Genomic DNA, 14,975 nt, shown 5'->3' on the forward strand with positions numbered 1-14,975 from the left:
GTCAGCCTGCGGCCGCCCGCAGAAAATATCAGATTCTTACTTGTTCAGCTTGCCCTGATCCCGGAGCGCCAGCACGGTGTCCGGCAGGCCCCACAGGTTGATGAAGCCGGTGGCGTCGTTCTGGTTGTAGTCGCTCTCCTGGAAGGTGACGATGTCCTCGGAGTAGAGGGTGTCGGGAGAGGTGACGCCGGAGGTGATGATGTTGCCCTTGTAGAGCTTCAGCTTCACGGTGCCGGTGACATGCTTCTGGGTCTCGGTGGCGAAGGCGGTGAGGGCCTCCCGCACGGGGGTGAACCACTTGCCGTTGTACACCAGATCGGCGAAGTCCACAGCCAGCTTGCTCTTCATGTGGGCGGTGTCCTTGTCGATGGTGATCATCTCCAGCACCTCGTGAGCCCGGTACAGGATGGTGCCGCCGGGAGTCTCATACACGCCACGGTCCTTCATGCCGGTCATCCGGTTCTCCACGATGTCCAGCAGACCGATGCCGTTCTTGCCGCCCAGGTCGTTGAGCTTGCGGATGATGTCGGAAGCCTTCATCTTCTCGCCGTCCACAGCCACGGGCCAGCCCTTCTCAAAGTCGATGGTCACATAGGTGGGCTCGTCGGGAGCCATGGCGGGAGACACGCCCATCTCCAGGAAGCCGGGCTTGTCGTACTGAGGCTCGCTGGCGGGATCCTCCAGGTCCAGGCCCTCGTGGCTCAGGTGCCACAGGTTCTTGTCCTTGGAGTAGTTGGTCTCCCGGGAGATCTTCAGAGGCACGTTGTGGGCCTCGGCGTAGTCGATCTCCTCGTCCCGGCTCTTGATGTCCCACTCACGCCAGGGAGCGATGATCTTCATCTCGGGAGCGAACCGCTTGATGGCCAGCTCGAACCGGATCTGGTCGTTGCCCTTGCCGGTGCAGCCGTGGCAGATGGCGTCGGCACCCTCGGCCTTGGCGATCTCCACCAGCCGCTTGGCGATGATGGGCCGGGCAAAGGCGGTGCCCAGCAGATAGTCCTCATACTTGGCGCCCATCTGCATGGAGGGGATGATGACGTCGTCCACCATCTCGTCCACCAGATCCTCTACGTACAGCTTGGAAGCGCCGGTCTTGATGGCCTTCTCCTCCAGGCCCTCCAGCTCGTCGGCCTGACCCACGTTGCCGGAGACGGCGATGATCTCAGGGTTGCCGTAGTTCTCCTTCAGCCAGGGGATGATGATGGACGTATCCAGACCGCCGGAATAGGCGAGTACTACTTTTTTAATGTCAGCCATGGTGAAAACCTCCGTTTGTTCTTGTTGGAGATAGTGTAGCACAGCGCTCCGGCAAATGCAAGGGGCAATTCGCATAAATATACGAATTGCCCCCCATATCTCTGGTGCATATTTCCGATAATATGCATAATATCCGCCTAATTATGCATATTCATGGTTTCTCCGCCGGAACATCCACAGTCCGGCGGCCGCCAGGGCCGCCAGGCTGAACCACTGGGAGGCGGACAGGGGTCCATAGAGGCCCCGGACCGGATCTCCCCGGAAAAACTCCAGCAGAAAGCGGACCGGTGCGTAGGTAAACAGATAAGCGGGCAGCAGCAGGCGGTGGTCCGTGGTTCGCCTGGCATACCATAATAAAAAGGAGAAAATGACCAGCTCCGCCCCGCATTCCCACAGCTGAACCGGCAGCAGGGGCACTCCGTTGGGTCCGGCTATGGCGTGGGTAAAGGCGATCCCCCAGGGTTCCGGCGCCTCCACGCCGTAGCAGCACCCGGCGCAGAAACAGCCCACCCGCCCGAAGGCGTGGAGCAGCGGAATCGCCGGAATCAGAACCGGGAAAAAGTCACTCAATTTTAAGGCAAACCCGCGGGCGGTGAGACAGGCTGCCGCGACAGCACCTGCGAAGCCGCCGTAGTACACCATACCGCCGGTCAGATAGGTCTGAGCGAACCGTTCCCCCTCCCCTTTCCACAGCATGGGCAGATCCGCCGCCACCTGGGGCAGCTCCGGCAGCAGGTAGAGGAGTTTGGCGCCCAGCAGGCCGCCCAGGCAGGAAAATACATAGAGATAAACGCCGTCCTCTCGGCTCAGGCCAAAGCGGCGGCTGCCCAGCAGCACCAGGGCCAGGCCCGCCAGAAAACCCAGCACGGCCATAAGTCCATAGGCGGGCACGGAATATCCCAGGATGGTCACATAGGGCAGCATTTTCGCCCCTCCTTTCTGCCAAAGATACAAAAGCGCCGCAGCGCGCCCCACCGGGCCGCCGCGGCGCTCTCTCTTTTCACTTATCAGGCCATGCTCATGATGCCGATGGCAGCAACGCAGGCCACCGCGGCCAGCACAAACAGCACAGCGCCCAGAATCACTGAGATCAGGCTCGTCACGAATCCGGCAGTACGCATCCCGCCCGTAAAGCCCAACTGCTTGGACTTACTGGCCAGCACCAGGCCCACAATACCCAGGATCAGGCCCAGCAGCGTATTGATGAGGAAGGTAAATACCAACCCAACGATACCCAGGATCATACTGGCAAGCGCCAGGTTTTTCCCTTTTTCCTCCACCATAGTCACAGCTCCCTTCTGCTTTCTTGCTGTACGATCTGACTTACCGTCGTTTCGTAGTTCGTATTATACGACAGTTCCCGACCACAGTCAAGCAAGCCCTACATATGGAAGCGCTTCCGGGCCTCCTCCCGCAGGGAGGGCACCCGCCTGACGATGATCAGGGGGATCACCAGGCCTACGCAGATGGTGAGCACCACCAGGGACCAGGAGGGATCCCAGGCTCTGTACAGCCACAGGTCGATGAGGTACTCCACGCCGAAGAGGAACACGCCCACGCTGCCGATAAGAATGGTAAGCGTCGTGATCGCCGACCGCCGGTATACCCGCAGCACCAGGCCCAGCAGCAGCAGGATAGCGCCGCCCCACAGGATGATGGGGGCGGCCAGGCCCCAGAACCAGGCCTTTCCGTTCAGATCCACCGAGATGAGATAGACATACAGGCCCACCGCCGCTACGTCCACCAGCAGCCGCAGCAGCAGGTGCATCCCCCGGGCCAGCAGCGGCGGTACCAACCACAGCCACAGCATGGCTGCCGCGCCGATCACATAGAGGGACCAGCCCCGGTCCGGCTTCAGGAACAGATTGAGGATACCGCAGCATACCGCCACACTGGCCAGCATGGCGGTGACCAGCAGGGCCAGTTCCTGCTTCGCCACTGGCGCCACCTCCCCCCGCTGAGTGGGGAAGGGCTTGGGCGAAACGGTGTCCGGCGGCTGGGCCGGGTCCAGCACCGGCGTATGACAGAGGGGGCAGAAGGTTGCCGTGGCGTCTAATTCCACCCCGCAATGGACACAATATGGCATAAAAACGTCCCCTTTTTTCTCATTGGGTCCGGTTGCTTTCCACCTTGACGGCAATACCGTCCCGGACCAGGAAGCGGAAGAAATCCCGCTCGGTTTCACTCTCCTGCAAGGTGCCCGCAAAGGTGATCTCCATAATGTCACCGTAGCTGATGGAGGCACAGTGGACCCTGGGATTGGTGGCCTGACCCAGAATGACCTCCATGCGCTGGATATGGGGCTCCATCTCCGGCGGCACCGTGAAGGCCCCGGGATTGGTATAGGTCCCCGAATACGGCCGCACGCCGGCCACGCGGTAGCCCAGTGCCATCACCGGATTCTTCAGTACGATGGGCACGATCTGGAGCAGGCGGTTTTTGGTGAAGCGCACATTCCCTGTCAGCTCCGCCTGCATCTTCTGCCGGTTGATGTTCAGCCGCAGCATGTGGTGGACCTGGCTGAGTACCTCTTCAAATGTATATTCCCCCAGAGAGGGATCGATGACCGGCCGGGCGGTGAGAATAAAATTGCGCAGGGTCTCCGACGGGAACCAGGAGCGCAGATTGATGGGGATGGCCAGCGCCACCGGCAGCTCCTTCCGGGGCGCCTCCCGGTGCTGCTTGTCTATAATCACTTTCATCAGCACCGCTGTCAGATACTCCGTGATGGACACGCCATATTCTTTCGCCTTCTGCTTCAGCTGGAGCACCGAGCAAAGGCCCATGGTTACATTAAAGGTATAAAAGGGCTCCGGCGTGCCGGTGTTCTGGTACGCCTTACCTGGGTTTTTGGCCCGGCGGCCTTTGCCCCGGGCGTACTTCCCATAGGCGTCCTCCAGCTCCTCCCGCCGGGGCGGGGCGTCCACGTCCAGTATCCCGCAGGTATTGGGAATCTCGTGGCCCGTCTCCCGGAGATAGACGGCAAGAAGGGTCTTGAAAAACACCAGGGCGCCTCCGCCGTCGCTGACCGCGTGGAATACCTCCACCGAGATCCGGCGCTCATAGCAGTAAAACCGCACCAGCCAGCCGTTGTCCTCCTGAAAACGTACCGGCTGGCAGGGGTTGGAGATATCATTCTTTACAAAGGGGCCGGGGGCGTCGTTAGGTTCAAAATAGTACCAGAAGGCCCCCTTTTTGATGCGCACCCGGAAGGTGGGGAACCGGGGCATGGTCTTGTCCACTGCCCGCTGCAGAGCCTGCCGGTCCACCGGCCGGTCCATGACGGCGGAGAAACGGTAGATGGCGGAGTAGGTCTCCTTTTGCAGCGCAGAATAGAGCACGCCGGCGTTGTCCAGACGATACCACTCCGAGCCGCTTTTTTCTCAGGCATCCCATCCCCTCCTTTGGGCATAAGCATACCACATTCCCCTCCCCGTCACAAGGGGAAGCGGGGCGGCTTATGCCGCCGCTTCCCTTTTTCCCCATGCTATGGTATAATACTTTTCTATATCAGCTTTCAGGAAGGAGAACCATCCATGGACCAGGACAAGATCCACATCAAACTCCGGGGCCACAGCCAGAAGCAGCAGGCCGCCGCCGAAAACCAGCGGCTGGACCCCTTTCTGCGGGCGCTGCGGGCCATCCACAGCGCCGCCACACCGGAGACTATGGACCCCGAGGACCTGGAAAAGCAGCGCAAAGGCCAGGAGCTGCTGGGCCGGTTGGTGGCTCCCATGTCCGGCATGAGCTGGGAGCCTTTTGAGCTGGAGGGTATGCCCTGCGCCTGGGTGCGCCCCCACCGGGGCCACGACCGCCGCCGCGCCATCCTATACTGTCACGGGGGCGGCTACACCAGCGGCAATCTGGGCTACTCCCGCATCCTGGCCTCCAAGTTTGCCAACGTCACCGGCTGGCAGGTGCTCTGCTTCGAGTACCGGCTGGCCCCCGAGCACCCCTACCCCGCCGCTGTGGAGGACGCCATGCGGGCCTGGGACTACCTGATGTACCAGGGCTATGGCGCCCGGGACGTGGTTGTGGCCGGAGACTCCGCCGGCGGCAACCTGGCCCTGGTGCTCACCCATCTGCTGAAAAAGGCCGGACGGCGGCTGCCCCGGGCCCTGATCCTCCTCTCCCCCTGGACGGACATGACCGCCAGTGGCAAGTCCTACCAGGAGCGGGAGCCCATTGACCCGGTCCTTACCCTTAATTATATCTACGCCGTGCGGGATGCCTACGCCAGAGGCCAGGATCTGTCCGACCCCTGCCTGTCTCCCCTATTCGGCGACTTCACCGACTTCCCACCCACCCTGATCCAGGCGGGCACCAACGAGATCCTGCTGTCTGACTCCATCCGCCTGCGGGACCGCCTCATTCAGGCCGCCGTCCCCTGCCGTCTGGAGGTGTGGACCGACCTGTGGCATGTGTTCCAGATGTTCCCCATGAAAAAGGCCGGAGAGGCCATGGAGAGCGTAGGCCGTTTCCTATTGGAGACTTTATAACCTTCTCTATAACCGCACTAATGCGAATCTGCACTTTTTAAAATTGAAAAGCATTTCCCAATATGTTACAATATGGGACAAGTGCGCTCTTGGGAAAGTATAAACAGCGTCAAATTTTAAAGGAAGGTGAAAGAATGAAACGAAGAATATGGGCGGGACTTTTGTCTCTCTGCCTGTTGATCGGCATGCTGCCCACGTCAGCATTTGCCGCAGACGGCGGAGATGCAGAGGTCTCCACACTCCCGGCGTACACAGAGGAGTATACCTCTCGTGATGCAGAAACAGATGAAACCAGCATCGCTGTGCTGGACGCCGGGGACCCCGGCACTTCGGCGGACAACCCGCTGGAGGTACCGACGGAAGGTTTGAATATTTCAGGAGGAATTTGTAAGGGAATCTCAAGCACTTGGTTTGACCAAATCAATCAGAACCAATCTACCGTGTACCTTTCCGTCAAGATCCCCTCTAACGTAACAACCATTGATACAAACAGCTTCTCATTTTTACTTCCCGCCAATGCCAAGCTAGTCTCCCTCGACTTTTCCGAGGCAACAGCGCTGACCACCATTAAAAATCAGGCTGCCTTAAACTGCTCTTCCCTCACCGGTGTGCTGGACCTGTCAAACACCAAAGTTACTACCATCGAGGTAAATGCGTTCAGAGGCTGTACTGGTCTGACCGGTGTGGTCCTGCCTGATTCATTGACCACACTGGGTAAAGCGGACGGCAGTTCCGGTTCCGTTTTTTTGGAATGTTCCAGCCTGCGCTTTGTTACAACAAGCGATAAATACAACTTACACAAGGATGATCCGGATTTTACCGACTTCTCTTTGCCGGACGGTCTGGTCACCATCGGCAAGAACACATTTGCCAATGCCTTTGCCGACGTGGACCTGACACTGGTCATCCCTGCAAGCGTAACTACTATTGGAAGCGAAGCCTTTTATCCCCGCAGCGGAAGTGCCGCCGAACTATCTTACCAGCCCATAAAAGTGATCATTGTAAAGGGAACCGACGTATCAGGCTTTGCTGAAAAGGCATTCAAATTTTATGACTCTGGCGCTCCAGCAGAATATCAGTCCTCTCCCAGAGTTGTTGTCATGCCAGACAAAGACACCTACGATACCTTTATGAAAAAGGCCGGCGGAAACACCCCGGACAAAAATGCCATTACCTATTCCCTTACCGTCAGCTACTACAACGGTGAGACCGCAGAGGGAACTCCGTACTGTACAGAGGAGAAGCTCTATAAGCAGTCTATTCGCTATACCAAGCAGGGCGACCTCTGGAGCTATGACGAGAGCTACGCGCTGCCGGAAGTCCCCGGCGGAGCAGGTCCCAAGCCCGGCTACACGGACAGCGTATGGATGATGAACGGCAAAGAGCTGACGGTCGATTCCACTGTGACGTCCGATACCGTTACGCTGGCGGGCGGCGATTTGATGGAGCCTGAAGTGACCTTTACGGTGGAGCACAATCCGCGGAACAGCAGCTCCTGGACGGAAACCGTAGCAAACGGCTCTACCATTACTGTAAATCTGGCCGAAGACCAGTCTGTGGACATCGTTCCAAACATCCAGCATGACCTGGCCGGAAACAAAGCGGGCGACATCTTCTTCTGGTACCGCTGGCAGGATTCTACCGGCGCGCGGAACGATGACGGCGAAGACTTTGAATTCGGCGAGCAGATCAATACCCTGCGGATCGATGCTCTGGATGAGGCCAGAACTTCGGCCGACAACCAGTACTACTACATCGACATAGAGGGCAAAACCGTAAGCTCCAGTTGGGGTCCCAGCTACAGCTTCGACGGTACTCCCATCTACACCTCCGACGATCATACCTATCACATCCATGTCAACGTGGTGCGGGTGGAAAACCTCGCCTATGTGGCCGCCTCAGATTACGAGTACTTTATTGAGCATGAGCCGGAGGAATATGCCATGCTCTCCACCTATCCGACCGCGGAAGACCTGATCGAGGACTACCTGATCGGCGTTTTCGGAGAAGAGACTTACCTCGAAAGCGAAAGCTGGGAAGGTGAATCGCTCCCCATCAGCTGGCAGCTGAAGCCCGGCACTGAATACTCCTCCGCGTCCGAGGCGGAAAACACCTTTGTTTGGACTGTGTCCCAGGCGGACTTTGAGACGCTGGGCTGGACCAACACCAACAACATTCCCCTGACCGGCGAATTGACCATCAAAAATCCCAAGGGCGTCATCACCATCACTCCCGCGAATATCTCGGTCTACACCGGCGGCGAGGGCTATACCGGCGTAGTGAATGGCTCCGGCGAACTGGTGGGCAACACGAAAAACGGTCTGCCTGAGCCCGGCTACTATGTCACTCTGCCGGAGGATCTGAACGCACAGCTGGGTGGACACAGCACCGCTATGGATCTGTCTGATATCCTCACGCTCTCCTATGACGACGGCAAAGGCACCACCCGCAGCTGGACTCTGGAGCTCTACGGTACCGACGCCCACAGCAGCGACGTTGAAGGCGTTGATACCATGCGCTATATCTACCGCTTGGTGTCCCCCACTGGTCAGGATCCCGTGCGGCTTCAGCTGACTGACCGCGACACAAACGAAATCGTTACCAGCGATAAATTTGAACCCACTCTGGGTGTCCAGCACAAGGAATACTCCATGGCTGTCTACTCCGGTGCCCTGAATCCGAACCTGATCACCGCTCAGCTGGAGCTGAAGGGTAAAACCGTCTCCCGCAGCATCGGCAGCGGCACCGGAACTCTTTCAGTCCGCGGCCTGACGGATCAGAACACCACCACTCCCATCATTACGGAGGAAGAGGGTCTCACCGGCAGTGATGTCACGGTCCTTGTTCCGGCGAATACCACCTACTATGTTAACGGCAGCAAAGTTGCCTTGGACGAGGACGACATCACCGGCGTCAAACTGCTGGTGGACAACCTGCTGGATGAAAATGTACTGGTCGACTATATAACCGAGAAGATCGACAGCATCCCGGACGGCAGCTACTCCTATGTGCAGAACTATCTGGACCTGGTGGACACCAAAAACGGCAATGCTTACCTGACCGTGGACGAAGGTGTCGACCTGGCCGTCTATTGGCGGGTCCCTGACAACTACAAGAGCGGCAGTACCTGTTATATGGTCCATTTCGACGCATTGGACCGGAACTATGACAACATCGATACCGCGCTCAAGAATAACGCCCCCGACGTGCGTGAGATGACCGCGGATGATATTGTGACGGTTGACGGAACACGCTACTTCAAGTTCGAGACCGCTTCCTTCTCCCCCTTCGTGCTGGTATATGAGAAGACCTCCAGCGGCGGCGGCGGGGGCGGCACCACTCGCTACACCATCAAGGCAGAGGCCGGCGAGGGCGGCTCCATCAGCCCCTCCGGTTCTGTACAGGTGACCGCGGGCGCAGACCGGACCTTCACGATCACTCCCGGTGCCGATTACCAGATCGCCGATGTGCTGGTGGACGGCGAGAGTGTGGGGGCCGTGAGCAGCTACACCTTTAAAAATGTCCGCGCCAACCACACCATCCAGGCAGTCTTTGAGGCGAAGGAACAGATCCTGGAGCCCGACGAGACCGGCGTCTCCGATTGGCTGAACACCACGGACCACAACGCCTACATGAACGGATATGACACCGGCTCCTTCGGTCCCAACGACAATATGACCCGGGCTGAAGCTGCCCAGCTGTTCTACAATCTCCTGTTGAACAAGAATGTCACCGTTACCGTTTCCTTTACCGATGTCCCCTCCGACGCCTGGTACAGCAAAGCGGTGAATGTGCTGGCCTCTCTGGGCATGCTCAACGGCGTGGGCGGCGACCTGTTCGAGCCTGAGCGTACCATTACCCGCGCTGAGTTCACCGCTCTGGGTATGCGCTTTGCCGATCTGGGTACCAGCGGAGAAAATATCTTCTCCGACGTACACCCCGGCGACTGGTTCTACGACAACGTGGTGGGCTCTATCCAATACGGTTGGATCACCGGCTACTCCGACGGCACCTTCCGTCCCTACAGCACGATCACCCGGGCTGAGGCGGCCGTCTTTACCAACCGGATGCTGGGCCGCACGGCCGACAAGGACTTTGTCGACCAGCATGCGGATGATCTGCGCCTCTTCCCCGACGTCCCGGAGACCTATTGGGCCTATTACCCCATCGTGGAGGCCTCCAACTCCCACGAGTATAAGAAAACCAACGGCGCAGAGGATTGGCTTGGTCTGTAAGCCGCCAAAATCCAAGTGAAAAGAGCTTTGGAAGGTGCTGAACCACCGTCCACAAGTAAGAAAGCAGCCCGGACAGATTACTGTCCGGGCTGCTTTTTGCCGTTATCCCTTGTCCTTCCGGCGGCCGCTGACGGTGGTGAGATCCACCCGCCAGACGGAGACGGCAGGCAAGTACTTTTCGATGACCTCCTCCACCCGCTCCGGGCAGTCGGGGGTGTATCGTTTGCAGATCACCCGCAGCCCCCGGCGCACTTCCTCCGGGTCGGTAACCTCCACCGCCCTGCCCCGGGCCACGGCGCAGGTGAACAGGGTGGTGTACTCCGCCTGTACTACCCGCTGACTTCCCACCGCGGTGATGCACACCGCAGGGTTGGCCCGGAGACAGTCCAGCTTCTCTCCATGCTTGGCGCAATGGATATAGACCGTCTCTCCCGCCCGGGCTCCGTTCACAGGGATGCAGTAGGGCTCCCCTGCCGGATCGGTCATGGCCAGCACCATATATTCACATTCGTCCAGGGCCTTCAGGCCCTCTTCCCGATTTTCATCCCGCTTCACAGCGCTCCCTCCTTTGATGCTCCTATCATACGGGATACCGGCCAAAGCCGCAAGAAAAATTTTCGTGTTTCCTATTGACATATGAACAATTGTGCATATAATAACAATTGAACAATGGCTCATATGTTTAACGAGAGGAAGTGTGCCTATGTCCGAACCCAGAGACGTGGAGCGCTGCGACTATATGCATGTACACGAGGATATCGTGGAGCAGGTCAACCAGAACATGCCTGACGAGGAGGTCTTGTACGATCTGGCGGAGCTGTTCAAGATCTTTGGCGACTCCACCCGTATCAAGATCCTGTACGTCCTGTCCGAGTCGGAGATGTGCGTGTGCGACATCGCCCAGCTGCTGGGTATGACCCAGTCCGCCATCTCCCACCAGCTGCGCTCTTTGAAGCAGTGCCGGCTGGTCAAAGCCCGGCGGGAGGGCAAGACGGTGTTTTATGCTCTGGCCGACAGCCATGTCCGCACCATTCTGGATCAGGGCATGGAGCATGTGGCGGAGCTGCTGCCCCTGCATATTTTATAAGGAGAAGGAGCGAGTGATATGAAAAAGCGTTTCAAGCTGGTCAACCTGGACTGTGCCAACTGCGCCGCCAAGATGGAGGCCGCCATCAAGAAGCTGGACGGGGTACACGACGCCTCTGTCAGCTTTATGACCCAGAAGCTCACTCTGGACGCCGACGACGCCCGGTTTGAGGAGATCGTCCAGCAGGCGGTAAAGGTCTGCAAAAAGGTGGAGCCCGACTGCACGGTGGTGCTGTAAGGCCGCTCCGGAAAGAGAGGTTTTCATCCATGTCCAGGAAGCAAAAGCGGATGCTGGCCCGGCTCATCGCCGCTGCCGTCCTGTTTACCGCCGCCCTGCTGCTGCCGCTGACGGGCTGGGCCAGGCTGGCGGCGTTCCTGGTCCCCTACGCCATCGCGGGCTGGGATGTGCTGTGGCGGGCGGTGCGCAACATCGCCCACGGCCAGGTCTTTGACGAAAACTTTCTGATGGCGCTGGCCACCGTGGGAGCGCTGGCTACCGGAGAATATCCGGAGGCGGTGTTCGTTATGGTGTTCTATCAGGTGGGCGAGCTGTTCCAGAGCTATGCCGTGGATCAGTCCCGCAAATCCATATCGGCCCTGATGGACATTCGGCCCGACTACGCCAACGTAGAGGTGGACGGACAGCTTCAGCAGGTGGACCCGGAGGATGTGGCGGTGGGGGACGCCATCGTCATCAAAGCCGGGGAGCGGATCCCGCTGGACGGCGTGGTGCTGGAGGGGACCTCCACCGTGGACACCGCCGCCCTTACCGGCGAGTCCCTGCCCCGGGAAGTGCGCCCCGGCGACGACGTGATCTCCGGCTGCGTCAATCTGTCCGGCCTGCTCCGGGTCCAGGTCACCCGGGCCTTTGAGGAATCCACCGTGTCCAGGATCCTGGAGCTGGTGGAAAACTCCAGCAGCAAAAAGGCCAAGGCGGAGCATTTTATCACCAAGTTCGCCCGGTACTACACCCCCATCGTGGTGCTGGCCGCCGTGGCTCTTGCCTTCCTGCCTCCCCTGTTTACATCTATCCAGTGGGCGGATTCCATCCAGCGGGCCCTGAACTTCCTGGTGGTGTCCTGCCCCTGCGCCCTGGTGATCTCAGTGCCGCTGTCCTTCTTCGGCGGCATCGGCGGCGCCTCCAAGGACGGCATTCTGGTAAAGGGAGGCAACTACCTGGAGGTGCTGGCCAAGACGGAGATCGTGGTATTCGACAAGACGGGCACCTTGACCCGGGGCGTGTTCAACGTCACCGCCATCCACCCCGATTCCTGTCCGGAGGAGGAGCTTTTGGAGCTGGCGGCTCTGGCGGAATCCTGGTCCGACCACCCCATCTCCCGCTCCCTGAAGGAGGCCTGGGGCAAGGAGCTGGACACCGCCCGGGTATCGGACGCGGAAGAACTGTCCGGTCGGGGTGTGCGGGCCACGGTGGATGGCCATGTGATCTGCGCCGGCAACGACAAGCTGATGGAGGACATCGGCGTGTCCTGGCACCCCTGCCACCGGGTGGGTACCACCGTCCATGTGGCCGCCGACGGGGTATACCTGGGCCACATCGTCATCTCCGACGAGGTGAAGCCTGACGCCCAGGAGGCCATCGCCGCCCTGAAGCGCCAGGGTATTCGCAAGACCGTCATGCTCACCGGTGACGCCCGGGCAGTTGGTGAGGACGTAGCCCGCAGCCTGGGTCTGGACGAGGTCCATGCTCAGCTCCTCCCCAACCACAAGGTGGACCGGGTGGAGGCGCTGCTGAAGGAGGTCTCTCCCGGAGGAGCTCTGGCCTTCGTGGGGGACGGCATCAATGACGCCCCGGTACTCTCCCGGGCCGACGTGGGCATCGCTATGGGCGGTCTGGGCTCCGACGCCGCCATCGAGGCCGCCGACATCGTGCTCATGGACGACAAGCCCTCCAAGATCGCCCACGCCATTGCCATCGCCCGGCGCACCCTGGTCATCGTCAAGCAGAACATCATCTTCGCTCTGGCGGTGAAGCTGCTGGTACTGGTGCTCAGCGCCGTGGGTCTGGCCTCCATGTGGGCAGCGGTATTCGCGGACGTGGGGGTATCGGTCATCGCCATCCTCAACGCCATGCGGTGTCTGCGGCAGCCGAAGCAGTCCTGAATATAGCGGAAGGGCCGTCCCTGTGGGGACGGCCCTTCTTTTTTCTTGTTTACTTGTTCCGGTCTGCCTGGATCAGCAGCTTGACAGCCTCAATGCCCACCTCTAGGGCAGCGGACAAGTCGTGGCTCTCAGTCTGGTCCAGACCGGCGGCCTCACGCTCCTGGTTCCAGATCACGTGGAAGCAGGAGCCGCACCGCACACCCAGAGCGGCGGCACAGCAGAACAGGGCGGCAGACTCCATCTCAGAGGCCAGCACCCCCAGGCGCTTCCACGCCTCCCACTTGTACAGCAGCTCCTGGCTTACCGGCATCCGCTTGGGATCGTGCTGGCCATAGAAGGAATCCTTGCACTGGACCACCCCGGCATGCCAGGGTTTGCCCAAATTCTTGGCAGCCTGGACCAGCGCAGTCTGCACCTCATAGTCGGACACGGCGGGGAACTCAATGGGAGCATACTCCCTGCTGGCTCCCTCATGGCGCACCGCGCCGGTGGCGATGACCACATCGTCGCTCTTCACCTTCAGGGCGATACCCCCGCAGGTGCCCACCCGGATAAAGGTATCCGCACCGATGTTATGCAGCTCCTCCATGGCAATGACGGCGGAGGGACCTCCGATGCCGGTAGAGCAGACGCTCACCTTCTCCCCCAGCAAAGTGCCGGTATAAGTAGTATACTCCCGGTTGCTCTGCACCTTCACCGGGTTATCGAAGTAAGCCGCGATCTTCTCGCAGCGGCCCGGATCGCCGGGCAGGAAGCAGTACCGACCCACATCGCCGGGGCCGCATTTGATATGGAATTGAAGCTCATGCTCATGCATGGCGGTCACCTCATTTCTCCTTCTTGATGGGTTTTATTATACCTGGTTTATCCCCAGTTTGCAAGATGTACAAATCTCCCGCCAATTTGTAACCATTTGTTGTTGTATTTTTCATTCACTTCTTATAAAATATCATATCGTGACGGACCTTTGATATGTGAGGAGAATACGATGCGAAGGACGATCCTGCTCCCCGCCCTGGCTCTGGTGGGCGGGTTGGCACTGGGTACACTTCTGGGCGGAGGACTCTTCTCCGCCAGCCAGGGTCTGAATGGCGACGCTCGCAGCAGTATCCCCATGGCACAGGCTGTGACCAGCAGCGCCTCCGCGGTACCTACCGCCCAACCCCTGGATACCGGCGACAACGACATTCTGCTGGAGCGGGCGGAGTCTGCTCTGGAGCTCCTGAAGGCGGAGGATTATACGGGCTTGTCTGCCCTGATCCACCCGGAAAAGGGACTTACGCTTACTCCCTTCTCCACGGTCTCCACCGAATATGACCGCACCCTGTCCAGCCAGGAGGTCTCTGTCCTGGCTGAGGATGAGGAAACCTATGTCTGGGGCGTAATGGACGGCTCCGGAATGCCCATCCGCTCCACCTGTGACGCATACTTTGACCGGTTCGTGTTCAACGCCGATTACACCCAGGCGCCGGAGGTGGGGGTGGACACCGTGCTGATGAGCGGCAACGCACTGGAAAATGTAGCCGACGCCTATCCCCAGGCCCGGTTCGTGGATTACAACTTCCCCGGCATCGACCCGGAAAAAAAGGGCTACGACTGGTGCTCCCTCAAGCTGGTATTCGAGCCCTGGCAGAACAACTGGTACTTAGTGGGCCTGATTCACAGCGAGTGGACCACATAGGTCTCAGACAGCGGCAAGCACGCTCCCTCAGCGGGAGCGTGCTTTTTTCTGAGTGTTTCTGACAAAATAATATGCATCAGTACTTGCATGTGGGAG

Annotated in this window: 13 protein-coding genes; 6 read left to right on the forward strand and 7 right to left on the reverse strand. The window is 59.3% G+C overall.

What is annotated here, in order from left to right; genetic code table 11:
- Window positions 1–36 precede the first annotated feature (36 nt).
- The 5 genes from ACTNB1_RS06815 to ACTNB1_RS06835 all read right to left on the reverse strand — a co-directional run bounded on the left by ACTNB1_RS06815 (window position 37) and on the right by ACTNB1_RS06835 (window position 4,598).
- Window positions 37–1,257, reverse strand: a complete 1,221-nt coding sequence (locus ACTNB1_RS06815) for an argininosuccinate synthase (protein ID WP_441168506.1) — start codon at window positions 1,255–1,257, stop codon at window positions 37–39.
- Between the two features lie 141 nt (window positions 1,258–1,398).
- Complete coding sequence (locus tag ACTNB1_RS06820) at window positions 1,399–2,181, reverse strand: prolipoprotein diacylglyceryl transferase (protein WP_441168507.1); 783 nt, start codon at window positions 2,179–2,181, stop codon at window positions 1,399–1,401.
- 83 nt (window positions 2,182–2,264) lie between these two features.
- Window positions 2,265–2,540, reverse strand: a complete 276-nt coding sequence (locus ACTNB1_RS06825) for a hypothetical protein (RefSeq protein ID WP_441168508.1) — start codon at window positions 2,538–2,540, stop codon at window positions 2,265–2,267.
- Between the two features lie 98 nt (window positions 2,541–2,638).
- Window positions 2,639–3,343 (reverse strand): DUF6320 domain-containing protein, encoded by a 705-nt coding sequence (locus tag ACTNB1_RS06830; RefSeq protein WP_441168509.1) that lies wholly within the window; start codon window positions 3,341–3,343, stop codon window positions 2,639–2,641.
- A 19-nt stretch (window positions 3,344–3,362) separates the two neighbouring features.
- Window positions 3,363–4,598, reverse strand: coding sequence for a hypothetical protein (locus ACTNB1_RS06835; RefSeq protein ID WP_441168510.1), 1,236 nt, complete (start codon window positions 4,596–4,598; stop codon window positions 3,363–3,365).
- Between the two features lie 195 nt (window positions 4,599–4,793).
- On the opposite strand from ACTNB1_RS06835, the gene ACTNB1_RS06840 reads away from it, so the two are divergent.
- Both ACTNB1_RS06840 and ACTNB1_RS06845 read left to right on the forward strand, forming a co-directional pair.
- The gene (locus tag ACTNB1_RS06840; RefSeq protein WP_441168511.1) at window positions 4,794–5,756 is read left to right on the forward strand and encodes an alpha/beta hydrolase; all 963 of its coding nucleotides are present in this window, start codon (window positions 4,794–4,796) and stop codon (window positions 5,754–5,756) included.
- 134 nt (window positions 5,757–5,890) lie between these two features.
- On the forward strand, window positions 5,891–9,991 hold the full coding sequence (locus ACTNB1_RS06845) for an S-layer homology domain-containing protein (RefSeq protein ID WP_441168512.1): 4,101 nt from the start codon (window positions 5,891–5,893) through the stop codon (window positions 9,989–9,991).
- Window positions 9,992–10,093: 102 nt separating this feature from the next.
- Here the strand turns inward: ACTNB1_RS06845 and ACTNB1_RS06850 are convergent, their stop codons facing one another.
- Entirely contained in the window at window positions 10,094–10,546 is a 453-nt protein-coding gene (locus ACTNB1_RS06850) for a pyridoxamine 5'-phosphate oxidase family protein (protein WP_441168513.1), read from the reverse strand.
- Window positions 10,547–10,694: 148 nt separating this feature from the next.
- On the opposite strand from ACTNB1_RS06850, the gene ACTNB1_RS06855 reads away from it, so the two are divergent.
- The 3 genes from ACTNB1_RS06855 to ACTNB1_RS06865 are packed head-to-tail and all read left to right on the forward strand — an operon-like array spanning window position 10,695 to window position 13,198.
- Window positions 10,695–11,078 carry an ArsR/SmtB family transcription factor gene (locus ACTNB1_RS06855; protein ID WP_441168514.1) on the forward strand — a complete coding sequence of 128 codons (384 nt, stop codon included), beginning with the start codon at window positions 10,695–10,697 and terminating at the stop codon, window positions 11,076–11,078.
- A gap of 18 nt (window positions 11,079–11,096) precedes the next feature.
- Window positions 11,097–11,315 (forward strand): cation transporter, encoded by a 219-nt coding sequence (locus ACTNB1_RS06860; protein WP_441168515.1) that lies wholly within the window; start codon window positions 11,097–11,099, stop codon window positions 11,313–11,315.
- A 29-nt stretch (window positions 11,316–11,344) separates the two neighbouring features.
- The gene (locus ACTNB1_RS06865) at window positions 11,345–13,198 is read left to right on the forward strand and encodes a heavy metal translocating P-type ATPase (RefSeq protein WP_441168516.1); all 1,854 of its coding nucleotides are present in this window, start codon (window positions 11,345–11,347) and stop codon (window positions 13,196–13,198) included.
- A 49-nt stretch (window positions 13,199–13,247) separates the two neighbouring features.
- On the opposite strand, the gene udp is transcribed toward ACTNB1_RS06865, so the two are convergent.
- Entirely contained in the window at window positions 13,248–14,015 is a 768-nt protein-coding gene (gene udp, locus ACTNB1_RS06870) for a uridine phosphorylase (RefSeq protein WP_441168590.1), read from the reverse strand.
- 171 nt (window positions 14,016–14,186) lie between these two features.
- Between udp and ACTNB1_RS06875 the strand changes: the two genes are divergently transcribed.
- A complete protein-coding gene (locus ACTNB1_RS06875; protein ID WP_441168517.1) occupies window positions 14,187–14,879 on the forward strand; it encodes a hypothetical protein in 693 nt (230 codons plus the stop codon).
- Window positions 14,880–14,975 lie beyond the last annotated feature (96 nt).

This window comes from Flavonifractor sp. HCP28S3_F3 (genome assembly GCF_052065355.1).
Taxonomy (GTDB): domain Bacteria; phylum Bacillota; class Clostridia; order Oscillospirales; family Oscillospiraceae; genus Flavonifractor.

Coding starts and splice junctions, on each gene's coding strand:
- ACTNB1_RS06815 (WP_441168506.1), bottom strand. CDS start 1,257: ATGGCTGACATTAAAAAAGTAGTACTCGCCTATTCCGGCGGTCTGGAT.
- ACTNB1_RS06820 (WP_441168507.1), bottom strand. CDS start 2,181: ATGCTGCCCTATGTGACCATCCTGGGATATTCCGTGCCCGCCTATGGA.
- ACTNB1_RS06825 (WP_441168508.1), bottom strand. CDS start 2,540: ATGGTGGAGGAAAAAGGGAAAAACCTGGCGCTTGCCAGTATGATCCTG.
- ACTNB1_RS06830 (WP_441168509.1), bottom strand. CDS start 3,343: ATGCCATATTGTGTCCATTGCGGGGTGGAATTAGACGCCACGGCAACC.
- ACTNB1_RS06840 (WP_441168511.1), top strand. CDS start 4,794: ATGGACCAGGACAAGATCCACATCAAACTCCGGGGCCACAGCCAGAAG.
- ACTNB1_RS06845 (WP_441168512.1), top strand. CDS start 5,891: ATGAAACGAAGAATATGGGCGGGACTTTTGTCTCTCTGCCTGTTGATC.
- ACTNB1_RS06855 (WP_441168514.1), top strand. CDS start 10,695: ATGTCCGAACCCAGAGACGTGGAGCGCTGCGACTATATGCATGTACAC.
- ACTNB1_RS06860 (WP_441168515.1), top strand. CDS start 11,097: ATGAAAAAGCGTTTCAAGCTGGTCAACCTGGACTGTGCCAACTGCGCC.
- ACTNB1_RS06865 (WP_441168516.1), top strand. CDS start 11,345: ATGTCCAGGAAGCAAAAGCGGATGCTGGCCCGGCTCATCGCCGCTGCC.
- udp (WP_441168590.1), bottom strand. CDS start 14,015: ATGCATGAGCATGAGCTTCAATTCCATATCAAATGCGGCCCCGGCGAT.
- ACTNB1_RS06875 (WP_441168517.1), top strand. CDS start 14,187: ATGCGAAGGACGATCCTGCTCCCCGCCCTGGCTCTGGTGGGCGGGTTG.